This window comes from Streptomyces sp. NBC_01176 (genome assembly GCF_045039825.1).
Taxonomy (GTDB): Bacteria; Actinomycetota; Actinomycetes; order Streptomycetales; family Streptomycetaceae; genus Streptomyces.
Window position 1 is genome coordinate 6,561,968 of the sequence record NZ_CP108600.1, and the last position, 18,962, is coordinate 6,580,929.

The 18,962-nt window shown below is 72.7% G+C and carries 17 protein-coding genes; 9 read left to right on the forward strand and 8 right to left on the reverse strand.

Annotated elements, in window-relative coordinates:
* Positions 1 to 40: 40 nt before the first annotated feature.
* The 3 genes from OG199_RS28290 to OG199_RS28300 form a co-directional block, all read right to left on the reverse strand.
* The gene (locus OG199_RS28290) at positions 41 to 1,009 is read right to left on the reverse strand and encodes a hypothetical protein (protein WP_401799044.1); all 969 of its coding nucleotides are present in this window, start codon (positions 1,007 to 1,009) and stop codon (positions 41 to 43) included.
* Positions 1,010 to 1,119: 110 nt separating this feature from the next.
* The gene (locus OG199_RS28295) at positions 1,120 to 2,124 is read right to left on the reverse strand and encodes a zinc-binding dehydrogenase (RefSeq protein WP_405831857.1); all 1,005 of its coding nucleotides are present in this window, start codon (positions 2,122 to 2,124) and stop codon (positions 1,120 to 1,122) included.
* The gene (locus tag OG199_RS28300; protein WP_356804896.1) at positions 2,121 to 3,278 is read right to left on the reverse strand and encodes a mandelate racemase/muconate lactonizing enzyme family protein; all 1,158 of its coding nucleotides are present in this window, start codon (positions 3,276 to 3,278) and stop codon (positions 2,121 to 2,123) included. The genes OG199_RS28295 and OG199_RS28300 overlap by 4 nt, the downstream gene beginning before the upstream one ends.
* A 263-nt stretch (positions 3,279 to 3,541) precedes the next feature.
* Between OG199_RS28300 and OG199_RS28305 the strand changes: the two genes are divergently transcribed.
* Positions 3,542 to 4,348, forward strand: a complete 807-nt coding sequence (locus OG199_RS28305) for a hypothetical protein (RefSeq protein ID WP_405831859.1) — start codon at positions 3,542 to 3,544, stop codon at positions 4,346 to 4,348.
* Positions 4,349 to 4,570: 222 nt separating this feature from the next.
* Here the strand turns inward: OG199_RS28305 and OG199_RS28310 are convergent, their stop codons facing one another.
* The gene (locus OG199_RS28310; protein ID WP_401799037.1) at positions 4,571 to 5,005 is read right to left on the reverse strand and encodes a MarR family winged helix-turn-helix transcriptional regulator; all 435 of its coding nucleotides are present in this window, start codon (positions 5,003 to 5,005) and stop codon (positions 4,571 to 4,573) included.
* A gap of 127 nt (positions 5,006 to 5,132) precedes the next feature.
* Between OG199_RS28310 and OG199_RS28315 the strand changes: the two genes are divergently transcribed.
* Positions 5,133 to 6,152, forward strand: coding sequence for an NADP-dependent oxidoreductase (locus OG199_RS28315; RefSeq protein ID WP_356809629.1), 1,020 nt, complete (start codon positions 5,133 to 5,135; stop codon positions 6,150 to 6,152).
* 123 nt (positions 6,153 to 6,275) lie between these two features.
* Positions 6,276 to 6,695 carry an organic hydroperoxide resistance protein gene (locus OG199_RS28320; RefSeq protein WP_405831861.1) on the forward strand — a complete coding sequence of 140 codons (420 nt, stop codon included), beginning with the start codon at positions 6,276 to 6,278 and terminating at the stop codon, positions 6,693 to 6,695.
* 89 nt (positions 6,696 to 6,784) lie between these two features.
* Here OG199_RS28320 and OG199_RS28325 read toward each other — a convergent pair whose 3' ends face one another.
* Positions 6,785 to 9,343: a M14 family zinc carboxypeptidase gene (locus OG199_RS28325; protein ID WP_405831863.1), complete on the reverse strand. Its 2,559-nt coding sequence runs from the start codon at positions 9,341 to 9,343 to the stop codon at positions 6,785 to 6,787.
* Between the two features lie 279 nt (positions 9,344 to 9,622).
* Between OG199_RS28325 and OG199_RS28330 the strand changes: the two genes are divergently transcribed.
* Both OG199_RS28330 and OG199_RS28335 read left to right on the forward strand, forming a co-directional pair.
* Complete coding sequence (locus OG199_RS28330; RefSeq protein ID WP_405831865.1) at positions 9,623 to 10,486, forward strand: hypothetical protein; 864 nt, start codon at positions 9,623 to 9,625, stop codon at positions 10,484 to 10,486.
* 72 nt (positions 10,487 to 10,558) lie between these two features.
* Positions 10,559 to 11,383: an EI24 domain-containing protein gene (locus OG199_RS28335; protein WP_401799031.1), complete on the forward strand. Its 825-nt coding sequence runs from the start codon at positions 10,559 to 10,561 to the stop codon at positions 11,381 to 11,383.
* 42 nt (positions 11,384 to 11,425) lie between these two features.
* Here the strand turns inward: OG199_RS28335 and OG199_RS28340 are convergent, their stop codons facing one another.
* Together OG199_RS28340 and OG199_RS28345 are read right to left on the reverse strand one after the other, a co-directional pair.
* The gene (locus OG199_RS28340; protein ID WP_356800538.1) at positions 11,426 to 12,784 is read right to left on the reverse strand and encodes a pyroglutamyl peptidase; all 1,359 of its coding nucleotides are present in this window, start codon (positions 12,782 to 12,784) and stop codon (positions 11,426 to 11,428) included.
* A 115-nt stretch (positions 12,785 to 12,899) separates the two neighbouring features.
* Positions 12,900 to 13,832, reverse strand: a complete 933-nt coding sequence (locus tag OG199_RS28345; RefSeq protein WP_405831866.1) for a LysR family transcriptional regulator — start codon at positions 13,830 to 13,832, stop codon at positions 12,900 to 12,902.
* Between the two features lie 49 nt (positions 13,833 to 13,881).
* On the opposite strand from OG199_RS28345, the gene OG199_RS28350 reads away from it, so the two are divergent.
* From OG199_RS28350 to OG199_RS28360, 3 genes are read left to right on the forward strand one after another with little or no spacing between them, the layout of a single operon-like run.
* Entirely contained in the window at positions 13,882 to 14,697 is an 816-nt protein-coding gene (locus OG199_RS28350) for an NAD(P)-dependent oxidoreductase (RefSeq protein WP_401799025.1), read from the forward strand.
* Positions 14,698 to 14,706: 9 nt separating this feature from the next.
* On the forward strand, positions 14,707 to 15,105 hold the full coding sequence (locus OG199_RS28355; RefSeq protein ID WP_356800535.1) for a RidA family protein: 399 nt from the start codon (positions 14,707 to 14,709) through the stop codon (positions 15,103 to 15,105).
* Positions 15,106 to 15,129: 24 nt separating this feature from the next.
* Positions 15,130 to 15,468, forward strand: coding sequence for a YrdB family protein (locus OG199_RS28360; protein WP_356800534.1), 339 nt, complete (start codon positions 15,130 to 15,132; stop codon positions 15,466 to 15,468).
* Positions 15,469 to 15,587: 119 nt separating this feature from the next.
* Here OG199_RS28360 and OG199_RS28365 read toward each other — a convergent pair whose 3' ends face one another.
* Complete coding sequence (locus tag OG199_RS28365) at positions 15,588 to 16,163, reverse strand: TetR/AcrR family transcriptional regulator (protein ID WP_356800546.1); 576 nt, start codon at positions 16,161 to 16,163, stop codon at positions 15,588 to 15,590.
* 323 nt (positions 16,164 to 16,486) lie between these two features.
* On the opposite strand from OG199_RS28365, the gene OG199_RS28370 reads away from it, so the two are divergent.
* Positions 16,487 to 18,904 carry a glycoside hydrolase family 3 protein gene (locus OG199_RS28370; RefSeq protein WP_405834696.1) on the forward strand — a complete coding sequence of 806 codons (2,418 nt, stop codon included), beginning with the start codon at positions 16,487 to 16,489 and terminating at the stop codon, positions 18,902 to 18,904.
* Positions 18,905 to 18,962: the final 58 nt, after the last annotated feature.

An 18,962-nucleotide genomic window follows, 5' to 3' on the forward strand; every position in this document is an offset into this window, starting at 1 on the left:
CGGCCGTGTCGGCTTTTGTGAAGGGGAGTTGGTCGGAACGTTATGAGGAGGTGTCAAAACGCGTCATCGGACCGGGATTTCGCGAGCCGAGCGGCGCCATGTCGCCGTCCGCTCCGTGCCGCGCGAGCAGGTCCAGCGCGAGCCTGCCGCGCCGCACCCGCTCCCGGGCGGTGTTCAGGGTCAGATCCCGCAGGTGGTGCCCGTACGGGTAGATCCCGGGGGCCTTGGACAGGCCGAACTTCAGATAGATCGGTGCGCCGCGCCGGATCAGCTCGGCCACCTCGTACATCCGGACATACCCGCCGAGATCGTCGGGGGCTTCGATGTACATGTCCATGGGTGCGGCCGAAACCCGACGGATCTCCGTGAGGTGATCGAGCGTCAGATCGCTCGGCACGTTGATGGAGTCCGCGCCGAGCCTTTCGTATACCGCGTACGAGGCCGGGTTGACCGGCCCCACGAGTGCCGAGAGCTTGAGGGTGGTGTCGGCCGGGATGATCCCGGCCACGCGGGCCCGGTGCAGCGTCCACAGCACGCCCTCGTCGGCGACGAGCAGGCACTTGACGCCCAGCTCCGTCGCCCTGACGGCGTCCTCGACACAGCCGGCCACCGCGTCGTGACCGCGGGCGCGCAGTCCGCCGCCGCGGGAGTCGGAGCGCACCGAACCGCCGATGTCCCAGGTGCCGCGTGGGCCGGTGAACAGACACAGCTCGATGTCGCGGGAGGCGGCGGCCTCGACCATCTCGGTGATCTCGGCATCGGTCAGCATCCAGACACCGCTGCCCTGGCTGATCCGGTGGATCGGAACGTCGAGCCGCGAGGACTCCTTGAGGACCACCGCCAAGGCCTCGGGACCCTCCACGGACGGAACCTCGGTGCGCCAGCGACCGCCTTCCGGGAAGCTGTGCGGCGAGGCGTCGGCGGGGGAGAGGGCGGGCGCGCCCAGGCCGAGCGCGACGAGCGCCTGCTCGGCGGGTCGACGGGGAGCCGTGGGAGAGGGGTCGGTCACTGGCTGTCCTTCATGTTCGTGATTTCGGACGGAGTTCGCGGGATTCGGCGTGCGGGAGCCGGGTGGTACGCCGGTACGGAGCCGTCAGGTAACTCCGCACCGGCGTACGGCTAGGGACGCAGAAGGACCTTGCCGACCTCGGGATCGCCGGACCCCGCCAACTCGATGGCCTCGGCGAACCCGGTGAGCGGCAGTTCGTGCGTGACCAGCGGCAACGGGCTGAGCAGCCCCGCGCCGAACACCCGCACCGTGTGCGCCCAGGCCGCCGGCGGCGCCCCGAACACGGTGTGCACCTCCAACTGCCGTACGACGAGATCGGTGGGGTCGAGCCCCTCGGCGCCCGGCGCCGGGATGCCCGTGAGGACCAGACGTCCGCCGCGCCGGAGCAGCGAGGCGGCGGTCCGCGCGGCGGACGCGGACCCGGCGGTCTCGATGACGACGTCGAAGTCGTCGGGGAGTTCCTGGTCCTTGGTGCGGAAGTCGGTGGCGCCGAAGGTCCGCGAGAGCTCGTCCCGGTCGGGGCGGGTGCCCACGACGAGCAGCTCCGCGGGAGAACCCGCCCGCAGGAACTGGACGGCGAACATCCCGAGCGTCCCCGTGCCCACCACCGCGACCCGCTCACCGGGTCGCGCGTTCGCCTTGAGCGCGGCCGCCGCGACACAGGCGGCCGGCTCCAGGAGGGCCGCCGCCGTCAGGTCGGCTTCGTCCGGCAGGACATGCAGCAGACGGGCGGGCAGGGTCAGGGTGGCGGCCATCGCACCCGGCTGGGTGAACCCCGTCTCCTCGTACCCCGCCGAGCACAGCGTGGTCTCGCCCGCGTGGCAGCGGTCGCAGACCTGGCAGTTGCGGAAACCCTCGCCGACGACCTTGCGGCCGACGAGACCGGCGGGCACCCCGGCGCCCACCTCCGCCACCGTCCCCGACCACTCGTGACCGGGGACGAGGGGATAACGCACGTACCCGTCGGGCCGGTTGCCCTGGTACACCTCACGGTCGCTGCCGCAGATGCCCACGGCGTGGACCCGGACCAGCGCCTCCCCCGCGGCCGGCGACACCGGCTCGTGGGTGGTCAGCCGGTGCACGCCCGGCGCCTCGACGACGACCGCGGTACTCACTGCGCCCCCTTCGGCCTGCGCTGCTCCCAGCCGTCCGCCCAGAGGTCGAAACGGGCCTGCTGCTGCGGGAACTCGGCCGCAGCGTCGACGTCCAGCTCGACACCGAGACCGGGTTCGTGGGACAGCTCGAAATAGCCGTCGACGACCTGCGGGGCGCCCTTCACGACCTTCTTGATCTCCGCGTCCGCGAAGTCGTTGAAGTGTTCCAGGATCTTGAAGTTGGGGGTGCTGAAACCGACTTGGAGGGAGGCCGCGGTGAGGACCGGCCCGCCGACGTTGTGCGGCGCGACGAGCACGTAGTGGGCCTCGGCGGTCGCGGCCAGCTTCCTGGTCTCCCAGATCCCGCCGAGATGACCGACGTCGGGCTGGATGATGTCGACGGCCTGGCTCTCGAACAGCTCACGGAACTCGATGCGGTCGTGGATCCGCTCCCCGGTGGCGACCGGGATGTCGACCTTGGCGGCCACCTTCTCCAGCGCCTTCAGGTTCTCCGGCGGCACCGGCTCCTCCAGCCACGCGGGCTTGAAGGGCGCGAGCTCGCGGGCGAGCCGGACGGCGGTCGAGGGCGAGAACCGGCCATGCATCTCCAGCATCAGCTCGGTCTCGGGGCCGATCGCGTCGCGTACCGCCTCGATGAGCGAGACGGAGTAGAGCGTGGCCTCGTGGTCGAGCTCGAAGTGGCCGGTGCCGAACGGGTCGATCTTGAGGGCCCGGTACCCGCGGGCGACGACCTCCTGAGCGGCCTTGTGGTACGCCTCCGGGGTCCGCTCGGTCGTGTACCAGCCGTTCGCGTAGGCCTTCACCCGGTCGGTGACCTTGCCGCCGAGCAGCTGCCACACGGGGACGCCGAGCGCCTTCCCCTTGATGTCCCAGCAGGCCATTTCGATGACGGCGATGCCCGACATCACGATCTCGCCGGCGCGCCCGTAGTCGCCGTACTTCATGCGCCGGACGAGGTCCTCGACAGCGAACGGGTCGGAACCGAGAATGTGATTGGCCTCCGCCTCCCGCAGATAGCCGATCAGCGCGTCGGTGTGTCCCAGCATGCGGGTCTCGCCGACTCCGGTCAGGCCCTCGTCGGTGTGCACCTGGACGTAGGTCAGGTTCCGCCAGGGCGTCCCGACCACGTGTGTGCTGATTCCCGTGATGCGCACGGCAGTTGCCCCCTGTGCTCTTGCGGTTTGTTCGAAATTTCGTCACACGTTCGAAATGCTGGCGTGACAGTAGGATGCGGGCCCTGGAGTGTCAATGGGTCGAACGCAACGGTCGGCGGCGGATTTTGGCGGTATGCCTCGGGACGTCGCACACGTGCCGCTGTGAACGGGGGGTGCGACGCGCCGGAACGGATGGTTCACCACACAACTTTCACAGCCGTGACTATCAACGTGACCGGTGAGGAACTTAGTCTTCCGGCGTCATGGACTACTGCGACCCGTGCCGAAGGCACCTCAACGGCGCCCTTGCCTGCCCGGGGTGCGGCACCTCAGCCGAACAGCTCCGCTCACCCGGGGGCCGTACCGGGGCACACCCGGAACCGGACGCGGGTGCGAACCCGTACGACTCCGACGACCCGTACGAGAGCGAGGACGCGTACGAGGACGCGTCCGACGAGGAAGACGACGGCGAGGACGAGGGTGACGGCGAGGACGGCCGTCGCGGGCGTCGCGCCCGAGGGCGGCGGCGCGGGCGCGGGCCCGCCTCGGGCGGGGCGAGCCGGCGCGACCGGAAGGCCGCCGCGCACCGCAGGAGGCGCCGCAGGGTGCTCTTCGCCGGGGCGGGGCTGCTGCTCGCCGCGGGCGGCCTGAGTCTCGCCGAACTCGGCATCGAGGCGCCCGGAGTGACTCCGCACGCGGCCAGCGCGGACGCGTCCGCCGACGGGGGCTCGGGGGCCTCCGCGGAGCGTACGGCGCGGCCGGCCGGTGACACCGGGGGTCCCGGGGGCGGGGCGCCCACCGCCAAGGGCTCGCCGAGTGCCTCGGCGTCGCCCTCCGCTTCCGCGTCCGAGTCCGCCGAGGGTGACAAGTCCAAGGACGGGGACAAGAAGGACACCCAGGGGGAGTCGGCGACGGCGGGGACGGGGGGCGGGGCGTCGGTGTCGGCGCCCGCCTCTTCGGAGCCGCCGCGTTCCGTCACGACGCCGCCGGCCGCGCCGACCTCGGCGCCGGCGACTCCGACGCCTACCCCGTCGCACACGTGCAATCGTTTCCTTTGGTGGTGCACGTAGGGGCTCTCGCCCCCGCCGCCCGTACCCGACCCGTCCCGAACATGGGGGCTCCGCCCCCAGACCCCCGCCAGGGGCGCTGCGCCCCCTGGACCCCCGCTTCGCCCGAAGGGCTCGTCCTCAAACGCCGGACGGGCTGACATACCCAGCCCGTCCGGCGTTCGGGGACGAGCCCGTTCAGGCCGAAGCGGGGGCTGTCGGCGGCAGCCCTTGGCAAACCCCCGGTTACGGCGTCAGCATGCGCTGGAGCAGATCGCGCAAAGACACCCGCTCCTCACGCGACAACCCCGCCAACGGCTCCCGCGCGAACCGCAGTGAATCCCGCAGCGAGTGCGCCACCCGCCGCCCCTCCTCGGTCGCCGCCGCCAGTTTCACCCTCCGGTCGGAGGGGTCCGGCCGCCGCTCCACCAGCCCCCGTGCCTCCAGCCGGTCCACGATCCCCGTCACGTTCGACGGCTCGCACTTCAGCTTCTGTGCCAGCCGCCGCATCGGCAGCGGCTCCAGCGACAGCAGGCCGAGCAGCCGCGCCTGCGCCCCGGTGAGGGCGTGCTCGGCGGCTGCGTCCTCGTAGTCCTCGTGGTACCGGGCCACGACCGAGCCGATGAGGTCGACGACTTCCAGGGTGAGAGGGTCGATCCGGGGCGTCTTCTGGGTGGCCATGACCTCCAGGATACTCCCTTACTTGACATCATGAAATATTCAGGAGCATGGTTGTTTCAGGTAGTGAAGTATTAGAGCCGTAGTGCGCAGGCAAGCGTGCATGCATGCAGGAAAGGCACACACCCTCATGACCGACACCCAGCTTCCCTCCGTCAGCCGCGAATGGCACCTGACCGCCCGCCCGGTCGGCTGGCCGAAGCCCGAGGACTTCGCGCTGGTCGAGGCCGAGGTCCCGCAGCCCGCGGAGGGCCAGGTCCTCGTCCGCAACAAGTACGTCTCCGTGGACCCGTACATGCGCGGCCGGATGAGCGCCGCCAAGTCGTACGCCGCCCCCTACGAGCTGGGCGAGGTCATGCAGGGCGGTGCGGTCGGCGAGGTCGTCGCCTCCCGCGCCGAGGGGATCGAGGCCGGTGACCACGTCCTGCACTTCCTCGGCTGGCGCGAGTACGCCGTCGTGGACGCCAGGCAGGCCGTCAAGGTCGACCCGCAGGCCGCGCCGCTCTCCGCGTACCTCGGTGTCCTCGGCATGACCGGTCTGACCGCCTACGCGGGCCTCCTGCGCACCGCCTCCTTCAAGGAGGGCGACTCCGTCTTCGTGTCGGGCGCGGCCGGAGCCGTCGGCAGCCAGGTCGGACAGATCGCCAAGCTCAAGGGCGCCTCGCGGGTCATCGGCTCGGCGGGCTCCGACGAGAAGGTCAAGCTGCTCGTCGAGGAGTACGGCTTCGACGCCGCGTTCAACTACAAGAACGGCCCGGTCGGCGAGCAGCTGCGCGAGGCCGCCCCGGACGGCGTCGACGTCTACTTCGACAACGTGGGCGGCGACCACCTGGAGGCCGCCATCGGCCGGCTGAACCGGGACGGCCGTGTCGCGGTCTGCGGCATGATCTCCGTCTACAACAACACCGAGCCCGCCCCCGGCCCGAGGAACCTCGCGCGTCTCATCCAGACCCGCGGCCGCATCCAGGGCTTCCTGGTCGGCGACCACTACGACCTGCAGCCGCAGTTCGTCCAGGAGGTCGGCCCCTGGGTCGCCTCCGGCGAGCTCAAGTACAGGGAGACCGTCGTCGAGGGCATCGAGAACAACCTCGAGGCGTTCTTCGGCGTCCTGCGCGGCGACAACATCGGAAAGATGATCGTCAAGCTCTGAGGATCCGGCGGGGCTTCTGGTCCCGGCGGGGCTTCTGCTGGACTTCCGGCATACGGTAACTTCTTTCCGAAGTCGTCGCGATCGTGGGCGCGAGTCGCGGCGGACCAGGGAGGAACGCACCGTATGTCCATCCAGCAGTCCGACGTCCTCTACACCGCCGTCGCCACCGCGTACAACGGCCGCGAGGGCCGTGTCGCCACCGACGACGGCAGGCTCGACGTCGTCGTGAACCCGCCGAAGGAACTGGGCGGGAGCGGCGCCGGGACCAACCCGGAGCAGCTCTTCGCCGCCGGGTACAGCGCCTGCTTCCAGGGCGCGCTCGGCGTCGTCGCCCGCGGGCGGAACGCCGACCTCACCGGCTCGACGGTCACCGCCAGGGTCGGTCTGGGCAAGAACGAGGACGGGTTCGGCATCATCGTCGAGATCTCCGCGGCCATCCCGGCCGTGGACGCGGCGACGGCGCGGGACCTGCTCGAGCAGGCCCATCAGGTCTGCCCGTACTCGAAGGCGACCCGGGGCGACGTCACGGTGACGCTCGTCTGACGGGCCCACCGTCCGCGGCGCGGGCCGCGTCCCGGTACGGGGCGCGGCCCGCGTGCGGGGGAGTGCGGGGCGGGGGGACCCGCGCCGCCTCAGGACACCGTCAGCAACGCCTCCGCCACCTGCGGGAATTCGCCCTTCGGGTGGTCCCGGAAGAGCGGCTCGGTGCCGAAGAGGACCGCGTGCGGGCCGCTGATGACGCAGGCGTGACCGCCGGCCGCCGTGGGACCGCCGCCGTGTGCCGTCGGCCGCCAGTGGCCCGAGACGAGCGGGTCGCCGGGCGCGTACGCCTGCTCGACACGGACGTGGGAGCCGAGACCGGTGAACCAGACGGGCGCGTAGACGAAGCTGTGGTCGGGCGCGCCGGACGTGATGCCGCCGTCTTCCGAATTCACCACGCGCACCACACCGTTGGCCTCCACGTCGCCCTCGACCGGTACTGCCGCGAGCAGGCCCGTCGCGCTGTTGAGCGCCGCTCCAGACGCACCGCGTCCGACCAGCCCGTGAGAGCCCAGGAAGGCGTCGAGGGCCACCCGCGCGGCCGGGCTCAGACGGGCGCGATCGAGTCCCGCCGACACGAACAGGACGTCCGCCGCGGACCAGTCGAAGCCCGCGTCGAGAACCGCCGTCGACACCGGGACGACGTCGAAGTCCATCTCGCGCAGGGCGAAGAGCTCGCCCGGGGTGACCGCCGCGGCGACCCGGACCCGGTGCAGCGGCGTTCCCCGGGTGTCCGTGGCCGCGTCGAAGACGACGTCGTACCTCCGGGCGAGGGCGGTGGCCCGCGGGCGCGCCGAGGAGGGCACCGCCGCGCTGCCGTCCGCCCGCCGCCGTACCGGAACCCCCTGCCGGAGCAGGGAGTTGAGCGCCGCGATCGCCTGGGGTGTGTCGAGGCGCAGACGCAGGTCGCCGTGCGGGGCGACGTACCCGGCCGGCGCCGCCGCCCGCACCGCACGGGCGGCGGCGGCCGCGGTCGCCGCCGGCAGATCGCCGGCCTGTACCCGTACGACCGACGCGCCCCACAGCCGCCCCAGGCTCCAGCCGGAGATGTCGTACATCGTCGAGACCCTGTCGCTGATGTCCCGCCCGTCCGCCAACAGCACGTTGGCCAGGCCGCGTTTGGGCTGGTGCAGGTCGACGAGGTACGAGCCGCGCGCGTACGTCCGTCCCGCGAGCCGGAAGGCGTGGGCCGCGCGGGTGACGCGTACGTCGTTGGCGAGCAGGTGGCCGACGAGGCGGGCGGCGGCCGTGGCGGAGCGTTGCGCGGATCCGGCCGGAATCACGTACGCGCGAGGGAAGTCGGTGGTGTACACGTCCTCCGGCCCGATGCCCGCAACGCCCGGGACCGTCCGGGCGGAGACCGGCACCTGGGCGGCTCCGCTCGCCCCGCGCCGGAAGACCTCGATCTGGTCGGCGACGAGCGCGCGCCGGTGGCTTCTTGCGTAGGCGAGGGTCGCGCGCATCGCCGCGCCCGCCACGTCCACGTTGACGGCCGCGCGCCGCCGCAGTTCACCGGCGGGCAGCGACTCGTACGCCTCGTTGTCGACCGTCAGCGGGAGCTCGACCGTGTGCGCGGCGACCGCGCCGTGGAAGGCCGCGTACTGCGGTGCGAAGACCGGCGGCCAGTCGTCCCAGCCCTTCCGCTGGTCGCGGAACGGGATCTGGGCGGCTTCGACGCCGTCCTTCGCCGCCGTGTGACCGAGGGCGTCGACGGCGGCCTCCATACCGAGGGCGTTGGCGTAGGTGTTCTTGAGGAAGAGGTCGTACTCGTAGTTCTCGCCGTGCGGCGGGGTGGCCGGCTCGACGAGGGTGCCGTTGACGTAGCCGTGCAGGTCGAGCATCACCGCCGGCTGCTTGTCGATCTCGATCTGCCGCACCGCGCGCACCTCGGGCTGGGAGGCGGTGACGAAGTCCCGGTTCAGGTCGAAGCCGTTCGCGTTGGCGCGGGTGCCGGCGACACGGCCGTCCGGGTTGGCGGTGATGTCGAAGTACAGGCGGCTGTGGGCCAGCAGATCGGCGGTGGCGCCGTCCTTCGCCTTCGCCAGCCGCTCGATGAGCCGGAGGGAGGCGTCCGTGCCCTCCCACTCGTTGCCGTGGATGTTGCTGTCGAAGAAGACGGGGATCTTGTAGTCCGCCCTGACGACCGGGTCGCCGGCCGCCGCCTCGGGCGCGTTCTCGATCAGCGCGCGCATCCGCTCCTGGGCGCGGGTCCGCCCGGCGGACTCGGGGGCGGTGACGGTGACGAGGTAGAGCCGGCGACCGCCGGCCGAACGGCCCGTGACCTCCACGCTCACCCGGTCGCCGAGCCGTTGCAGGGCGTTCAGCCGCGGCGCGATGGCGTGGTACGGGATGAGCCCCAGCCTGATCGACTCGTCCGCCGGGTTCTCCGGGTCCGGGGCGAGCAGCTGCTCGCGGGGGTAGCCGCGAGGGGAGGAACCGGAAGGGGAGAGACCGGAAGGCACAACGGTGACGGGGGTCGTCAGGGCCTGCCGGGCCGCGTTCAAGGGGGTCGCGGCGGCGCCGCGGTCCCGGGCGGAGCCCTCGCGGAGCGGAGGTCTGCGGTCCGCGGTGGCGCTGTGCGGGGCGAGGAGAAGCGATCCGGTCACGGTGACGCCGGCGACGGCGATCAGGACGGGTCTCGGCAGGCGCACGCGTCGTACCTCCGTGGGGGGAGCCGGGGACCGGCCCGGCGGAACGGGTCTTCGGGGAGTGGCTCTTCGAAACGCCTACGGGTCGCTGGGGCGAGGCGTACCTGCCCGACTCTCCCGCAACACGCTCGGCTCTTCCGCGACAAAAGGACCCGGGCGTCACCAATGCCACGGATGGCGCACCCTCGGCGGGTCGGAGCGGGCATGCTGGGACGGGCACCGGCGCCGACCGAGGGTCGCGCGGGCTCCCGGCCGATGTACCGCGCGTGGCGAGGAGGGCCCATGTCCCCGATTCCGTCGCTCCCCAGCAGGGCCGACGTGCTGCGCATCGCGCGCACCACGACCGACGTCACCGGCCAGCTCCTCGACACGGCCGGGAACATCACCAGAATCGCGCTCAACACCCTCGACCCCCGGGACGGCTCCGGGGCGGAGGCGCTGCGGGTGCTCCGGGAGACCACGGCGGAGCTGGCCGAGGCGAGTGCGTCGCCCCAGGCGCAGGAGGCCTTCTACCGGATCGTGGACACGCTGACGCGGCTCGGGACGACCGGGGCGCCGCTGGCGACGCATCCCGTGAGCGAACCGGCCCGGGTGCTGCTGGCCGCGGTGGGCGACAGCCTGCTGCCGATCCTCGACGCGGTGGAGCCCGCGGTGGAGGAGGCGGCCTCCGCGCTCGGGGAGTTGCTGGAGGCGGGGTCGCCGTTGCTGCCGACGGTGGCGGGGGTGGTGGCGGGGGTGCTGCTGGCGTCGACGCCGGTGATCCGCGCGGCGGCCGACGTCCTGCGCGACTCGGCCCCGGAACTCCGGCGCATCGCGGACGCGTTGACCGCGGCGCTCGCTCCGCTGCTGCCGCTGCAGGTGGCGCTCGCCGAGCGGGCGGCCACGGCGGGGGCGGGGGTGGTACGGGCCGCGCTGCCGCCGCTGGCCGACCTCACGGAGGCCGCCGCCGCCACGACGGACGCCGTCCGTCCGGTCCTGATCGCCGGCGAAGAGCTCCTCGTCTCCGGCCTCGAACATCTCCAGCCACTGCTGCTGGCCTCGGCGTCCCGGGCGGGACGGGTGGCGCGGGCGGCGGCGGTCCGGGTGTCGGCGGCGGTGTCCCCCGCGGCGGACGGAGGCGTGGTGGTGGCGGTGACCCCGGCGTAGGCCCCAGGGCTGTCGCGCCCAGGGACGCCGAGGGCGGGGGAAGGCGGCTCGAGCGCCGGTAAGGTGGCCCGCATGCGTGATCTCGGGGCAGGGTTCAACTACCTCATACAGGGCCAGCGATGGGTCGTACGGCACGGGAAGCAGTACGGATTCGGCCTGCTTCCGGGGCTGATCACCCTCGTGCTGTACGCGGCGGCACTCGTCGCCCTCGCCGTCTGGGGTGAGGACTTCGTCACCTGGGCCACCCCCTTCGCGGACGACTGGACCAGCCCCTGGACGGGCCTTTTCCGCGGCCTCCTGACCGCCGTGCTCTTCGCCCTCGCCCTCCTGCTCGCCGTGGTCACCTTCACCGCGGTCACACTCCTCGTCGGGCAGCCCTTCTACGAGTCGCTCTCCGAGAAGGTCGACCGCGACGTCTCCCCGGACGGCACCGCCCCCGAGTCCGGGCTGCCGCTCTGGCGCGAGCTGTGGATCTCCGCACGCGACAGCCTCCGTATCGTCGTACGGGCCCTGGTCTGGGGCATCCTCCTCTTCGCCCTCGGCTTCGTCCCGGTCGTCGGCCAGACGGTCGTCCCGGTGATCGGCTTCTTCGTCACCGGCTTCTTCCTCACCGAGGAACTCACCGCGGTGGCCCTCCAGCGCCGCCGCGTCGAGCTCCGCGCCCGCCTCCGCCTGCTCCGTTCCCGCAAGATGCTGGTCTGGGGCTTCGGCACCCCCCTCGGCCTCGCCTTCCTGGTCCCCGTCGTCGCCGTCTTCCTGATGCCGGGCGCCGTCGCGGGAGCCACGCTGATGGCCCGTGACCTGCTGGGCGAGGAGACGGGCGAGCCGAGCGCGGACCCGGCGGCCCAGGGAGACCGGGGAGACCAGGAGGACCGGGAGCTCGGGGCGACGGCGTGAACCAGGTCCTCGCCGTCGCCGTCGCCACCGTCCCGGCCGGCCTCAGTCCCGCGTTCGCGCCGTCCCTCCGACCGCGCTCGCGTCGGCGGCCACCGTCAGGATCGACCGGACCTGGGCGATGATGTCCAGCCGGTTGCGGACGAACCCGGGATCCGTGACCGTCCCGGTCGCCGGGTCCGTGTTGCCGGTGCCGAACTCGAGCACGGGTGTGTGGACATGGCCGCCCGGCAGGCTGTCGTGCAGGCCGAGGCGGTCGCGCAGCAGCGTCGCGCGGTAGGCGATCTCGTTGGAGAGATAGTCCCCGCCGCCCCCGGCACGCGCCGTCGAGCCCGGGGTCGGGCCGTCCGGGCGTACGACCGGATCGGTGCCTCCCGCCGGGATCTCGGTCACCGACGTGTGGTCGTAGACCGGGAAGCGGCCGGTGCTCGCGGCGACGATCCGCGCGTACGGAAGGGTCGTCGACGTCCACTGCGGCTGCGAGGCCGGATCGGTCACCGGGACCGTCCCGGTCACCGACACGTTCTCGTTGTCCGGGTAGCCGCCCCGCCAGGCTCCGTTGGTCCGCTCCACGTCGAAGCGGCCGACACGGCCCTGGCTCACCGTCGTGAACAGGTCCACGCGCGGCAGCTGCCGCCGCAGCGTCCGTTCCACGGTGCCCTCGGCGAAGTCCTGCCAGCGGACGGGGAACACGGCGGTCTCGACGCGCGCGGGTCCGTCCGCCGTCCGGATCGTCGTACCGTCGAGGGCGAGGGCGGTGGCACCGGACGGATTGGAGGTCCGGACGTCCTGGTCCAGCGTGAACGGGTCGAACCCGGTGACCAGGATCCGCTTCACGCCCTTGGCGCGCGGATAGTGGATGTCCTGCTGGCCGCGCGAGGTCCGCTCCAACGTGTCCAGCAGTCGGGTGCGTTGCCCGTCCGTCAGCCCGAACCCGGGTGCCCACTGGCGCACTTCGCGGGTCATTCCGAGCCGTGCCCAGTACAGCGGCCGGTCGTCGTCCCGGCTCAGGTCACCGCCCGCGGCGCCGCGTCCCTGCGCCCGGTCCACGGCCCGCCGCCACAGCCGCGCACCCTGCTGCGCGACCACGCGCTCGGCCCGTGCGTACGAGCCCGACCGCTCCAGCACCCGGATGAACTCCGGTGCCACCGTGTCGAATCCGGAGCGCCGCAGGATCTCCTGGGGCACGGCCCGGTCGAGGCGCTGCTCCTCCACGGTGCCGGAACCCAGGGTGCCGGAACCCGGGGTGCCGGAGTCCGGGGTGGCGGAGCCTGTGGTACCGGAGTCCGCGATGCCGGAGTCCGTGGTGCCGAGGTGCGTCGCGGCCGACGCGGTGGGGGTGGCCGCCGACCCCGCCAACAGGGTCAGTGCGAGTAAGCCGATCCGAACGCCTGTGTAGGTCAAGGGAGTTCATGCCTTCCGTCGCCGTGGGGTGCTGCCGGACGGCGGCAGTATCGCGTGACGGAGGGGGCGTACGCCATGAGCAGTGGCGCGCGCGGCGCGATGCGGTGCGCGGCGGTCATCCGGGGATCCGTGCCGCCGCCTCCCGCAGCGCGCCCAGAAACGCCTCCGTGGCCGGGGCGAGGGACCGGCCCCGTACGGTCGCCGCGTACACCGCCCGGGCCGGCGCCTCCTCGTCGCGCACCGGGAGCAGGACGACGTCCGGGCGCACGGACTCGGCGGCGAGCGCCGGGACCAGGGTCACCCCGAGACCGGCGGCGACGTACCCCTGCTTGGCGGTCCACTCGGCCACGACGTGCGCGACACGCGGACGGAAGCCGTGCCGCAGGGCCGCGTCCAGCAGCGTGCCCTCGGGGCGGGCGGAGCCGGATATCCAGTCGGCGTCGGCGAGTTGGGACAGGCGCACCGACGTCTCGGCGGCGAGCGGGTGACCGGCGGGCACGGCGACGTACAGGGACTCGTCGAGAAGGTGGTGCAGGGTGTGGGCCTCCAAGGGGGCGCGGCCCGTCGTCGAGACGATCGCCAGGTCCAGACGGCCCGCGGACAGCCGGTCCAGGAGGGCGGGGGTCAACCCCTCCTCGCGACTGATCCGTACCCCCGGACGCCGGGTGCGGAAGGCGGCGATGGCGCGCGGCACCAGCGCCGCGTCGGCCGTGGCGAAGGCGCCGAAACGGAGCCGGCCGCCCGCCGCCTCGCGCAGCGCCGCCAATTCGCGTCCGGCGCCGTGCAGCCGCTCGACCACCGTCTCGGCGTGCGGCACGAGGACCCGTCCCGCGTCCGTCAGCCGGACCCCCCGGGGCAGCCGGTCGAAGAGCGGGGCCCCGCCGAGCGCCGACTCCAGCGAGGAGATCTGCCGGGAGACCGCGGACTGCGTCCAGCCGAGGGTCCGCGCGGCCACGGTGAACGAACCGTGCCGTGCCACCTCCAGGAAGACCCGCAGCCAGGTGGTGGAGATTCCGGGTACGTCATGCGGGTTGGGCATGGGACCCATGCTAGACATTCGCTTGCCGCATCACCCGGGCCCGCCTAGCGTCGAGGGCATGGAAAAGATCGCATTCCTCGGACTCGGTCACATGGGCGCGGCGATGGCGCGCCGACTCCTCGACGCCGGGCACCCGTTGACCGTCTGGAACCGTACCGCCGCGAAGGCGGAGCCGCTGGTCGCCGCCGGGGCCACGCTCGCCGCGTCCCCGGCCGAGGCCGTGCGGGACGCCGATGTGGTGATCACGATGCTCGCCGACCCCGCCGCGCTCGACGCGGTCGCGGACGCCGTCGTGCCGCGGCTGCGCCCGGGGACGTACTGGGTGGAGATGTCGACCGTCGGCCCGGACGTGGTGAGGGAGCTGGCCGCCCGGCTGGGGGAGGGCGTGCACCTCGTCGACGCGCCGGTGGCGGGCAGCACGGACAAGGCGGCGGCGGGACAGCTCGGCATCCTCGCGGGCGGTGACGTGGCCGGCGTCGAGCGGGTGCTCGCGCCCCTCGGCACCGTCACCCGCACCGGGCCGTCCGGCTCCGGGGCCGCGCTCAAGCTCGTCGTCAACACCGCCGTGCTTGGCGGGGTCGCCCTCGTCGCCGAGGCCATGGTCCTCGCGGACGCGCTAGGCCTCGACGAGGACACCGTGCGCGGCTCGCTCGCGGGCGGGCCGCTCGGCGGTGCCGTCGGCCGTGCCTTCGCCGAGGGGGTGCACTTCGGCACCTCGCTCGCGGTGAAGGACGTCGCCCTCGCCACCAGGACCGCCGAACTCCCCGCCATGGAGGCGGTGCTGGAGCACTACAAGCGGGCGGCGGCCGATCCCGCCGTCGCCGACGCGGACATCGCACAGGCCGTCGAGCGCATCCGCCGGCACTCGGCCTGAGGAGGCGCCGTGCGGATCGCACTCGACAGCCCGGCCGGCGCGCCCCAGCCCGCCAACGGCTACTACTCCCAGGTGGCACGTGTCGAACTCGCGGGCGGTGGGGCTCTGTTGTACCTCTCCGGTCAGGTCGCCGAAGGTGTCGGCCTGGCCGAGCAGAGCCGGGGTGTCTTCGAGACGATCGACGCGCTGCTGAAGGCACACGGCGCGACACTCGCCGACGTCATCAACATCCGTACGTATCTGACGGACATCACCGGGCTCCCCGAGTACGGCGCCGTACGCGCCCGGTACCTCACCGGCACCCCGCCCACCAGCATGACCCTGGAGGTCTCCCGCCTCTTCAAGCCGGAGGCGCTCGTCGAGATCGAGGTCGTGGCCGCCGTCCCCGCCGCCCGGGGGCCGGAGTGATTCCTTCCGGGTGATACTCCGCGCATGAAGGTCATCAAGGCGGCGAACCTGGGCGTCCTGTTCCTGCTGGAGCTCGCCGTCCTCGTGGCCGCCGGGTACTGGGGGTTCGGCGCGGACGCGGCGGCACCGGCGACCTGGCTGCTCGGCGTCGGCGCCCCGGCCGTACTGGTCGTGCTGTGGGCGCTGTTCGGTTCGCCGAAGTCCCGCCACAAGACCCGTGGCGCGGTCCGCGTCGGCTTCGAACTGCTCTGGTTCGGGGCGGGCGTGGCCGCGCTGGCCCTCGCCGGGGCGACGGGTTGGGCCGTCGCCCTCGCCGCCGTCTGCGCGGTGAGCAAGACAGCGGCGATCGTCTGGCGGCAGTGAACGGACGACGGTGAAGCCGGCGCAGCCGGCCGGCGACGGTGGGCCGCCGTGATGGTGGGCCGCTCCGATGGTGGGTCGCCGGGCCGCCGCGACGGTGGCGGCCCGTCCGTGCCCGGGTTTCAGGCCTCGCCCAGCAGTACCAGGAAGTCCCGAAACGCGGCCGGCATGTCCACCGACTCCGGATCCAGCAGCCACTGGTACTGGAGCCCGTCCATCACCGCCACCAGCAGCGGGGCCGCGCGCTCCGGCGTGAGCCCGCTCGGCAGCCGCTCCCCGTACTCGGTGCGCAGCACCTGCGCCATGCTCGCGCGCACGGCGACATACCGCCGGGTGAAGAACTCGCGCGCCGGATGCCCCTCCGTGACGCTCTCGCCGAGCAGCGCCGAGAAGGTCTGCACGATGCCGGGCCGCATGGCGTTGTAGTCGGCGAGCGAGGCCAGCAGATCCAGCCGCCATCGGCTGTCGGGCACGGCGTCCCACTGGTCGCGCTCCTTGAGGACCGCGACCAGCAGGGTGTCCTTGGTCGGGAAGTAGTGCAGCAGGCCCTGCTGGGTGAGGCCCACGCGCTCGGCGACGGCGGCCATGCTCGCGCCCCGGTAGCCGCGTTCGGCGATCACCTCCAGGGCCGCGCGCACGATCTCCGCGCGCCGCTCCTCGCTCCTGGTCCTGGTCGTCATGGCGTCACCGTACGGTATCCGCCCACCCCGAACATCACGGGAAGGAAACGAAACCTACCGCTCTACAGGTCGCGGGTGCAGGATGAGAAACGTCCGACGGTTCCCGCGGCCGTGCGCCCTGCGACCCAACGGCTCCGCGGACTTCGGGACTTCGGGGACTTCAAGAACTTCACGGGCTTCACGGACTTCAACGAGGAGGTGCCACCGTGACGGAGGCAGCGGAGACGGCGGGGACGACAGGGACAGCGGGGACTGTCGAGGGCCGGGCCGGGACCAGGGGAGGGAACGCGGCGGACCGGGCGCGCGAGAGCGTCGTCGAGGCGGCCCTCGGCAGGCTCGACCTGGACGCGAAGGCGCGTCTGCTCGCGGGGCAGGACATGTGGGCGCTGCCCGAACTCCCCGCGATCGGGCTGCGCTCCCTCGTCATGTCCGACGGTCCGATCGGTGTGCGGGGCGTGCGCTGGACCGCCGACGACCCGTCCATCGCCCTCCCCTCACCGACCGCGCTCGCCGCCACCTGGGACCCCGCCCTGGCCCGCCGCGCCGGCGTCCTCCTCGCCCAGGAGGCCCGCCGCAAGCACGTCCACGTGCTGCTCGCGCCCACGGTCAACCTGCACCGCTCGCCGCTCGGCGGCCGCCACTTCGAGGCGTACAGCGAGGACCCGTACCTGACCGGGCGGATCGGCACCGGCTATGTGCGGGGCGTGCAGTCCGGCGGCGTCGGCACCACCGTCAAGCACTTCGTGGCCAACGACGCCGAGACCGACCGCTTCACGGTGGACAACCTCGTCTCCGAACGCGCCCTGCGCGAGCTCTATCTGGCCCCCTTCGAGGCCATTGTCGAGAACGCCCACCCCTGGGGCATCATGACCGCCTACAACTCGGTCAACGGCACCACGATGTCCGAGCACCACCACCTCGTGAACGAGATCCTGCGCGGCGAGTGGGGCTTCGACGGCTTCAACGTCTCCGACTGGACGGCGGCCCGCTCGACCGTGGGGGCGATCGAGGGCGGCCTCGACGTCGCCATGCCCGGTCCCGAGACCGTGTACGGCGACGCGCTCGCCGCCGCCGTCCGCGCGGGCCGCACCGAGGAGGCGAAGGTCGACGAGGCCGTCCGCAACGTCCTGCGGCTCGCCGCCCGCGTCGGCATCCTGGAGGGTGCCGAACCGGTCGTCACCGAGCCGCCGGCGCCCGTGGACGGCGAAGCCCTGGCCCGCGAGATCGCCCGCCGCTCCTTCGTCCTCGTACGCAACGAGAACGCGACGCTGCCGCTGCGGCCGGGCACGGTCGCGCTGAGCGGCGCCGCCGCCCGGGACGCCCGTGTCCTCGGCGGCGGCTCCGCCACCGTCTTCCCCGCCCACGTCGTGTCGCCCCTGGACGGCCTCACCGCGGCCCTCCCCGAGGGCAGCCTGACGTACGCCGTCGGAGCCGACCCCAACCAGGAACTCGCCGTCGCCGACAAGGGGTTCACGCTCCGCGCGGAATGCCGCGACCGGGACGGCGAGATGATCGGCAGCGGCTCCGCACCCAACGGCCAGATCCAGTGGATGGGCAACGACCTTCCCGAAGGCGTCACCCACGACAACCTCCACACCGTGGACCTGAGGGGCACCTTCACCCCGCGCGTGAGCGGTACGCACATCTTCGGCATCAAGGGCCTCGGCGCGTTCACACTCACCGTCGACGGCGCGGTCCGCTACGACGGCGCCCAGGTCAGCACGGAGGACAGCCCCTTCACGGCGTTCTTCGGCGCCCCCGAGGAGCGCGCCCGGGTCGATCTCGCCGCCGGTGAGACGTACGAGGTGTCCCTGCGCCAGGTGGTCGTCCTGCCCGAGGGCGCGCCCCTGAGGATGGTCGGCTTCGCCCTCGTCCACCAGGAACCCCAGCGCGACCCCGACGAACTGATCGCCGAGGCGGTCGAGGCGGCTCGCGCCGCGGACACCGCCGTCGTCGTGGTCGCCACCACCGACCGTGTCGAGTCCGAGGGCTTCGACCGCGAGAACCTCCGGCTCCCCGGGCGCCAGGACGACCTGGTGCACGCCGTCGCCGCCGCCAACCCGAACACCGTCGTGATCGTCAACTCCGGCTCACCGGTGGAGCTTCCGTGGCGTGAGGAGGTCGCCGCCGTGCTGCTCAGCTGGTTCCCCGGCCAGGAGGGCGGCAGCGCCCTCGCGGACGTGCTCACGGGCGCCCACGAGCCCGGCGGCCGGCTGCCCACGACCTGGGGTTCCCTCGCGGACGCCCCGGTCACCCAGGTGGTCCCGGTCGACGGCGAACTCCCCTACACCGAGGGTGTGTTCATCGGCTATCGGGCCTGGGAGAGGGACGGCAGGACCCCGGCGTACCCCTTCGGCCACGGCCTCGGCTACACCGACTGGGCGTACGAGTCGATCGAGCCTTCCGCCGGTGACAGCGACATCGACAGTTACAATGACAGCGACGTTGACGTGGACAGCGTCGCGACGGTCACGGTCCGCGTCCGCAACTCCGGCGCGCGCCCCGGCCGCGAGGTCGTCCAGCTCTATCTGAAACCGGTCGAGGCGGACAGCGAGCGCCCGGTCCGCCGGCTCGCCGCTTTCGCCGGTGTCGAGGCGGGTCCGGGCGAGAGCGTCGAGGCCGTGCTCGGCATCCCCCGCCGCGCCTTCGAGATCTGGGACGAGGGCGCGGGCACGTGGGTGTTTGTGAAGGGTTCGTACGAGGTTGCCGCAGGACGCTCGATCACCGACCGCCGGGTCGTGACGACGATTAACGTCTGATCCGGGACAAGCCCCCCCCGACGAGCCCCGGTCCGGAACCTGACATCCGGACCGGGGC

Excerpts from the sequence above, each read along its gene's own strand:
- OG199_RS28305 (WP_405831859.1), top strand. The coding sequence starts at position 3,542 with ATGGACTACTGCGACCCGTGCCGAAGGCACCTCAACGGCGCCCTTGCC.
- OG199_RS28310 (WP_401799037.1), bottom strand. The coding sequence starts at position 5,005 with ATGGCCACCCAGAAGACGCCCCGGATCGACCCTCTCACCCTGGAAGTC.
- OG199_RS28315 (WP_356809629.1), top strand. The coding sequence starts at position 5,133 with ATGACCGACACCCAGCTTCCCTCCGTCAGCCGCGAATGGCACCTGACC.
- OG199_RS28320 (WP_405831861.1), top strand. The coding sequence starts at position 6,276 with ATGTCCATCCAGCAGTCCGACGTCCTCTACACCGCCGTCGCCACCGCG.
- OG199_RS28330 (WP_405831865.1), top strand. The coding sequence starts at position 9,623 with ATGTCCCCGATTCCGTCGCTCCCCAGCAGGGCCGACGTGCTGCGCATC.
- OG199_RS28335 (WP_401799031.1), top strand. The coding sequence starts at position 10,559 with ATGCGTGATCTCGGGGCAGGGTTCAACTACCTCATACAGGGCCAGCGA.
- OG199_RS28345 (WP_405831866.1), bottom strand. The coding sequence starts at position 13,832 with ATGGGTCCCATGCCCAACCCGCATGACGTACCCGGAATCTCCACCACC.
- OG199_RS28350 (WP_401799025.1), top strand. The coding sequence starts at position 13,882 with ATGGAAAAGATCGCATTCCTCGGACTCGGTCACATGGGCGCGGCGATG.
- OG199_RS28360 (WP_356800534.1), top strand. The coding sequence starts at position 15,130 with ATGAAGGTCATCAAGGCGGCGAACCTGGGCGTCCTGTTCCTGCTGGAG.